Genomic DNA, 7,004 nt, shown 5'->3' on the forward strand with positions numbered 1-7,004 from the left:
CAATGACCAGAGTGGAGAGGTGAGTGACAGCATGGGCTCCCACACGTGCTTTAAGCACTTCGGGCATTCAGCTTGTCACTCACCGCTCTCACCTTCAGTTTAAGTCTGGTTCAAGACACAAGCGGGCTTGCTCGCGAAGAGGCCGGCCCAGGTAAACCTTAACGTTCAGTCAACGCAAACTGCGTCAAGCAAAACGTCGGAATCCCCATCTCTTCCAACCGCTGCGAGCCACCCAGCTCCGGCAGATCAATAATCGCCGCTGCTTCGAAGATCTTCGCCCCCATGCGCCGCACCAGGTTCGCCGCGGCGATCAGGGTGCCGCCGGTGGCGATCAAATCATCGAACATCAACACCGAGTCGCCCTCGCACAGGCTGTCCGCGTGCACTTCCAGGAAGGCCTCGCCGTACTCGGTCTGATAACCCTCGGCCAGCACGTCGGCGGGCAGCTTGCCCTGCTTGCGGAACAGGATCAGCGGCTTGTTCAGTTGGTAGGCGATGATCGAGCCGATCAGGAAGCCCCGTGCATCCATCGCGCCGATGTGGGTGAAGTCGGCTTCGACATAACGCTGGGCAAAGCTGTCCGCTACCAGGCGCAGGGCGCGGGGCGATTGGAACAGGGGAGTGATGTCACGAAAGATCACCCCAGGCTTGGGGAAGTCGATGACGGGGCGAATCAGGGATTTGATGTCGAACGAATCGAAGGTCATCGTCGAAGAGTCCTGGGCTGGAAACGGACTCGAAGTATACCTGCGACCTCGCCGATTGGCGCGCCGCAGGTGTCTGGATCAACCCTTCTCTTAACCTTCGAGTGCCTTAACCTTCGAGCGAACCACCGGCCAGTGCACACAGCTGGATCGGGTCGAGGATATGCACTTCCTTGCCTTCGGCGGCAAGCAGTGCGTTCTGCTGGAAGCGGGTGAATACGCGGGACACGGTTTCCACCGCGAGGCCCAGGTAGTTGCCGATTTCATTGCGCGACATGCTCAGGCGGAACTGGTTGGCCGAGAAACCACGGGCACGGAACCGTGCGGACAGGTTGACCAGGAACGTGGCGATGCGCTCGTCGGCGGTTTTCTTCGACAACAGCAGCATCATTTGCTGGTCGTCGCGAATCTCGCGGCTCATCACCCGCATCAGCTGGCGGCGCAGTTGCGGCAATTGCAGGGCCAGTTCGTCCAGGCGTTCGAAGGGGATTTCGCACACCGATGTGGTCTCCAGGGCCTGGGCCGACACCGGGTGAATCTCGGTGTCCATGCCCGACAACCCCACCAGTTCGCTGGGCAGGTGGAAACCAGTGATCTGCTCTTCGCCGCCATCGCTCAGGCTGAAGGTCTTCAACGCACCCGAACGTACTGCATAAACGGAATCGAACTTGTCACCCTGGCGAAACAGAAACTCGCCTTTTTTCAGCGGGCGACCGCGTTTAACGATCTCGTCCAGCGCATCCATGTCTTCCAAATTCAGCGAAAGTGGCAAGCAGAGGGGGGCCAGGCTGCAATCCTTGCAATGGGCCTGGCTGTGAGCGCGCAGTTTAACTGGCTCGGACATTTCTTAAATCCTTGTGGGAAAACACACATAAGACGTAAGGGTAACGCACTGGAGGTCGCTGAAGCCAGCGTGTACAAAAAACCGGCAACCGTATAAAGGTTTTTGTATCGAGGTCGATACAGCAGGCATACCTATTTAGTCGGAGCCTGGATCATGTCTGTTATAGCCGCCTACAACCCTGCCATCCGCATTCCGACTGTGCCGGATGCAAAACCCTTGGCTGAGGCCAAGGAAGAAGCACCAGGCGCTGAAACGGCTACTGCACCCAAAGTGGTTGAAGGTGTGACCGTGACTATTTCCGCCGATGCCTTCAAAGCCGCTGGTGCGGCGAAAAGCTCCAATGCGGATATCGATAACAGTGGCCTGGACGACAACGTCAAACAGGTGCTGAAAATGATCCGCCAACTGAAACAGCAGATCGCCGAAAAACAGGCCGAACTGGCAGCAGTCGCGGCGGCCAATAACCTCTCGCCCGAAGAGGCTCGAGCCAAGACCAGTGCTCTGCAAAGCGAAATCAGTGCTTTGCAGGCGGGCCTGATGTCGGCTCAGACCTCCCTGGCCAAGTCGATGAAAGGTATGAGCGCCAACGACTCGATGAAGGCCGCTTCGTTATCGGTGTAACTAGATCACCCGTGAAAATCGTTGCCTGTTCTGGTGCTCCAGGTAGGCATCGAACACCATGCACACCGACCGCACCAGCAGTCGCCCGGCGGGCAATACACGAATGCCCTGGGCGTCGAGTTCGATCAGGCCATCTTCCGCCATTGCCTGGAGTTGCGGCCAGATCTCCTCGAAATACCCACGAAAATCAATGTTGAATGCCTGCTCGATGTTCTCGAATGCCAGGCTGAAATTGCAGATCAACTGCTGAATCACTTCCCGTCGCAAGCGATCGTCCGTGGTGCAGACCAGCCCGCGGCTGGTGGCCAGTTGCGCGCCCGCCAAGGTGTTCTGGTAGCCGGTGAGGTCACTGCTGTTCTGGCAGTAAAGATCACCGATCTGGCTGATCGCCGACACCCCGAGCCCGATCAAGTCGCAATGGCCGTGGGTGGTGTAGCCCTGAAAGTTGCGTTGCAGGGTGCCTTCTTCCTGGGCGATGGCCAGTTCGTCGTCCGGCAGGGCGAAGTGGTCCATGCCGATGTAGCGGTAACCGGCCTGGGTCAGTTGCTCGATGGTGGTTTGCAGCATCAGCAGCTTTTCCGCCGAGGAGGGCAGGTCGTCGGTGTTGATGCGCCGCTGGGGCATGAAGCGTTCCGGCAGGTGGGCGTAGTTGAACACCGACAGGCGGTCCGGTTGCAACTTGATCACTTCCTCTACCGTGCGCGCGAAGTTGATGGGCGTTTGCTTGGGCAGGCCGTAAATCAGGTCGACATTGATCGAGCGAAATTGCAGCGTACGTGCCGCATCGATCACCGCGCGGGTTTCCTCCAGGCTTTGCAGGCGATTGACGGCCCGTTGCACCTCGGGGTCGAGGTCTTGCAGGCCGATGCTTACGCGGTTGAAACCCAGCTCACGCAGCAGGCCCATGGTGGCCCAGTCGGCTTCACGCGGGTCGATCTCGATGCCGTAGTCGCCGGAGTCATCATCCAGCAGGTTAAAGTGCTGGCGCAGGCAGTTCATGACCTGGCGCAATTCGTCGTGGCTGAGAAAGGTCGGCGTGCCGCCGCCGAAGTGCAGCTGTTCCACCGGTTGTTTCGGGTCGAGGTGGCAGGCCACCAGCTGGATTTCCTGCTCCAGCCGTTGCAGGTAGGGCAGGGCGCGGCCGCGGTCCTTGGTGATCACCTTGTTGCAGGCACAGTAATAGCAAATGTTGGCGCAGAACGGCACATGCACATACAGCGACAACGGCCGCGCGGCCTTGCGGCTCTCACGCAGGGCGTGGAGCAGGTCAAAGGTGCCGACCTGGCTGCCGAATTGTACGGCGGTGGGGTAGGACGTGTAGCGCGGTCCCGCCAGGTCGTAACGGTGAATCAGATTGGTGTCCCAACGAATGGCGTCGAGCATGCGGGCGTTCCCCCGGATAGGCTAGTGGGCCGAGTCTAGGGGCTGGCCGGGGGGCGCACCTTGATTTGCATCAACAGGGAGCGGCGCTATGCCACAGCGCGTTAGTGGCCCATCAACCAGTGCTGATGCGGACCGGGCAATGTCCATATGCCGAACAGCATCACCAGCAGCCCTCCGGCCATGCGCACGCTGCGTTTGCGCAATAGCGCCGTGACGCGCTCAGCCGCCAAGCCGGTCGCCAACAGCACCGGCCAGGTCCCCAGGCCGAACGCCAGCATCAACAGGCCGCTGTCCAGCGCATTGCCCTGGCTGGCCGCCCACAGCAATGTGCTGTAGACCAACCCGCACGGCAACCAGCCCCACAACGCGCCCAGCAGCAATGCGCGCGGCAGGCTGGAGACCGGCAACAAACGGCCGGCCACGGGCTGGATATGCCGCCACAGGCCGCGTCCGAGGCTTTCGATGCGGGTGAGGCCGCTCCACCAGCCGGCCAGGTACAGGCCCATGCTGATCAACAACAGCCCAGCCAGTACGCGCATGAACATCGCCGCCGGGCTGTTCGCCACCGCCCAGCCGGCCAGGCCGATCAACACCCCGGCCGCGGCGTAGCTGAGCACTCGGCCCAGGTTGTACGCCAGCAGCAGTTGAAACCTGCGGCCACGCTGTTCCTTGGGAATCGCCAGGGTCAGCGCGCCCATCAGCCCGCCGCACATGCCCAGGCAATGGCCGCCCCCCAGCAGGCCGAGGATCAGCGCGGAGACCAACAGCGGCGCCAGCTCAAGCATGGGGCGGGTCTTTGGGCTTGGACGGGTGTCCGGCGTCGTTGGCTTCGTCGATGGCAGCCAGGTGGTTCGGGTCCTGGTCGTCGAACAACACGCTATGGGCCGGGCCGTCGAGGTCGTCGTACTGCCCGCTGTCCACGGCCCAGAAGAAGATGTAGATGGCCACACCCACTAATAGCAGCGCCGCCGGAATCATCACGTATAAAGCTGGCATCTGCACTCCATGCTCGCGCGTTTCACACCGGCAGCGGGCGGGTTACTGAGGGGGCTCGGGCCGCCGGCGCGCTCGGCAGGCGAGTCAGGCGCAGGGCGTTGAGCACCACGGTCAATGAACTGAGGGACATGCCGATCGCGGCCCAGATGGGGGTGATCCAGCCCAGGGCGGCAAACGGCAGCATAAGGCCATTGTACAGCCCGGCCCAGAGCAGGTTTTCAATGATCACCCGGCGGGTGCGTCGTGCCAGGGTAAAGGCGTGTACCAGCGCGTCCAGTCGATTGGACAGCAGCACGGCATCGGCGCTGGTCTTGGCCAGGTCCGTGGCCGTGCCCATGGCCACGCTGATGTCGGCGGCGGCGAGTACCGGCACATCGTTGACCCCATCGCCGAGCATCAGCACCTTGCGGCCTTCCTTGTGCAGGTGTTGCAGCACGCGCAGCTTGTCATCCGGGCGCAGGCCGCCGTGGGCTTCATCGATACCCAGCTCGGCGGCGACGCTGGCGACCATCGGCGAACTGTCCCCGGACAGCAGCAGCGTGCGCCAACCGCGCGCCTTGCACGCGGCCAGCAACGCAGGGGCGTCGCTGCGCAGGCGGTCGTCGAGCACAAACCAGGCCAGGGCGCCTTCGCGGTCGCCAAGCAGCAGCCATTGGCCGGAAAGCTCCGGCGCAGCGGGAATCGCGCAGCCACTGAGTTCGCAGACAAAGCCCGGTTGACCAATGCGCAGTAGGCGCTCGCCCACGCGGCCTTCAAGGCCCAGTCCTGGTGAACTGAGCACCTCGTCTGCGGCCAGCGGTGCACGCCCAAAGGCACGGGCAATCGGGTGTTCGGAGCGGTTTTCGAGGGCGGCGGCGAGGCTCAGGCACAGGTCGGTGCTCAAGCTGCCCAAGGGCCGGATCGCTCTCAATGCCAGGCGCCCTTCGGTGAGGGTGCCGGTCTTGTCGAAAATCACCGTATCGATCTGGTTCAGCCCTTCCAGCACATGGCCACGGGTCAGCAGCAGCCCCAGTTTGTGCAAAGTGCCGGTGGCGGCGGTGAGGGCAGTGGGCGTGGCCAGGGACAATGCACAGGGGCAGGTCGCTACCAGCATCGCCAGCACAATCCAGAACGCCCGTGACGCGTCCAGCTCCCACCACAGCAGACCGATCAGCGCGGCCGCGATCAGCGAGCACAACAGGAACCACTGCGCGGCGCGGTCGGCGATCTGCGCCAGGCGCGGTTTCTCGGCCTGGGCCCGTTCCAGCAGGCGCACGATGGCGGACAGGCGCGTGTCATGGCCCAATGCGCGGACTTCGACGGTCAAGGCACCTTCGACGTTAAGGGTGCCCGCCGTGACCGCATCCCCGGTCTGGCGCGGTTGCGGCAGGTACTCCCCGGTGAGCAGGGATTCATCAATGCTCGAGTGGCCGTCGAGGATCACGCCGTCTGCCGGCAGCACCGCGCCAGGATGCACCAGTACACGGTCGCCCAGCGCCAGTTCGGGGAGCAGGATGCGTTCACTCTGGCCATCGGCCTTGAGTCGCAGGCAGGAGGCGGGCAGCAGGTTGACCAGCTGCGCGGTGGCGGCGGCCGTACGCTCGCGGGCACGACGTTCCAGGTAGCGACCGGCCAGCAGGAACAGCGCAAACATGCCCACCGCATCGAAGTACAACTCACCCACGCCGGTGATCGCGGTCCAGATCCCCGCCAGGTACGCACCGCCGATGGCCAATGACACCGAGACATCCATGGTCAGGTGGCGCGTGCGCAGGTCGCGCATCGCACCCTTGAAAAACGGTGCGCAGCTGTAGAACACGATGGGCGTGGTGAGAAACATCGCCACCCAGCGCAGGATTACATACAGCTCCGGGCTCAGGTCGATATTGAATTCCGGCCAGGTGGCCATGGTTGCCATCATCGCCTGGAACCACAACAGCCCGGCCACACCCAGTTGGCGCAGGGCCAGGCGGTTTTCGCCGGCCAGTTGCTCGGCGGCGCGGTCGGCTTGATAGGGGTGGGCGGCGTAGCCGATATGGCGCAGCTCACTGAGCAGCTGGCTCAGCGGCAGTTGCCCATCCGCCCAGCGCACCTGCAAGCGGTGGTTGGACAGGTTCAGCCGCGCCTCGGCCACGGCGGGCAGGCTGCGCAGGTGTTTTTCGATCAGCCAGCCGCAGGCGGCGCAGCTGATGCCTTCCATCAGCAGGGTGGCTTCGGCGAGGTCGCCTTCGTGGCGCACAAAGGGTTTTTGCACGTCGGCGCGGTCATACAGCGCCAGCTCGTCCAGCAACTGCACCGGCAGCGTTTCGGGGTTGGCCGAGGCTTCACTGCGGTGCTGGTAATAACTTTCCAGGCCCCCGGCCACAATCGCTTCGGCCACGGCCTGGCAGCCGGGGCAGCACAGCTCGCGGCGCGCGCCGAGGATCACGCTGGTAAACCGGCTGCCGGAGGGGACGGGGAGGGCGCAGTGGTAGCAG

General features: G+C 63.1%; 7 protein-coding genes. 1 reads left to right on the forward strand and 6 read right to left on the reverse strand.

Annotation, left to right across the window (positions count from 1 at the left end; all coding sequences use genetic code 11):
- Positions 1 to 158 precede the first annotated feature (158 nt).
- On the reverse strand, positions 159 to 707 hold the full coding sequence (locus tag K7431_RS30645) for an adenine phosphoribosyltransferase (RefSeq protein ID WP_015885310.1): 549 nt from the start codon (positions 705 to 707) through the stop codon (positions 159 to 161).
- Positions 708 to 813: 106 nt separating this feature from the next.
- The gene (gene fnr, locus K7431_RS30650) at positions 814 to 1,548 is read right to left on the reverse strand and encodes a fumarate/nitrate reduction transcriptional regulator Fnr (RefSeq protein WP_015885309.1); all 735 of its coding nucleotides are present in this window, start codon (positions 1,546 to 1,548) and stop codon (positions 814 to 816) included.
- Between the two features lie 153 nt (positions 1,549 to 1,701).
- On the opposite strand from fnr, the gene K7431_RS30655 reads away from it, so the two are divergent.
- Positions 1,702 to 2,169 (forward strand): hypothetical protein, encoded by a 468-nt coding sequence (locus tag K7431_RS30655; protein ID WP_015885308.1) that lies wholly within the window; start codon positions 1,702 to 1,704, stop codon positions 2,167 to 2,169.
- Here K7431_RS30655 and hemN read toward each other — a convergent pair whose 3' ends face one another.
- The 4 genes from hemN to K7431_RS30675 form a co-directional block, all read right to left on the reverse strand.
- Positions 2,170 to 3,552: an oxygen-independent coproporphyrinogen III oxidase gene (hemN, locus tag K7431_RS30660; protein WP_015885307.1), complete on the reverse strand. Its 1,383-nt coding sequence runs from the start codon at positions 3,550 to 3,552 to the stop codon at positions 2,170 to 2,172.
- 101 nt (positions 3,553 to 3,653) lie between these two features.
- A complete protein-coding gene (locus K7431_RS30665) occupies positions 3,654 to 4,337 on the reverse strand; it encodes a sulfite exporter TauE/SafE family protein (protein WP_015885306.1) in 684 nt (227 codons plus the stop codon).
- Positions 4,330 to 4,548: a cbb3-type cytochrome oxidase assembly protein CcoS gene (gene ccoS, locus K7431_RS30670; RefSeq protein WP_015885305.1), complete on the reverse strand. Its 219-nt coding sequence runs from the start codon at positions 4,546 to 4,548 to the stop codon at positions 4,330 to 4,332. The genes K7431_RS30665 and ccoS overlap by 8 nt, the downstream gene beginning before the upstream one ends.
- A gap of 22 nt (positions 4,549 to 4,570) precedes the next feature.
- On the reverse strand, positions 4,571 to 7,004 hold a 2,434-nt coding region (locus K7431_RS30675), incomplete at its 5' end, for a heavy metal translocating P-type ATPase (RefSeq protein ID WP_224316767.1).

Source organism: Pseudomonas fluorescens group sp. (genome assembly GCF_020093335.1).
GTDB lineage: Bacteria > Pseudomonadota > Gammaproteobacteria > Pseudomonadales > Pseudomonadaceae > Aquipseudomonas > Aquipseudomonas petroselini.

Bases quoted from the DNA above. Each gene is read 5' to 3' on its own strand.
- K7431_RS30645 (WP_015885310.1), bottom strand. From the start codon at position 707: ATGACCTTCGATTCGTTCGACATCAAATCCCTGATTCGCCCCGTCATC.
- fnr (WP_015885309.1), bottom strand. From the start codon at position 1,548: ATGTCCGAGCCAGTTAAACTGCGCGCTCACAGCCAGGCCCATTGCAAG.
- K7431_RS30655 (WP_015885308.1), top strand. From the start codon at position 1,702: ATGTCTGTTATAGCCGCCTACAACCCTGCCATCCGCATTCCGACTGTG.
- hemN (WP_015885307.1), bottom strand. From the start codon at position 3,552: ATGCTCGACGCCATTCGTTGGGACACCAATCTGATTCACCGTTACGAC.
- K7431_RS30665 (WP_015885306.1), bottom strand. From the start codon at position 4,337: ATGCTTGAGCTGGCGCCGCTGTTGGTCTCCGCGCTGATCCTCGGCCTG.
- ccoS (WP_015885305.1), bottom strand. From the start codon at position 4,548: ATGCCAGCTTTATACGTGATGATTCCGGCGGCGCTGCTATTAGTGGGT.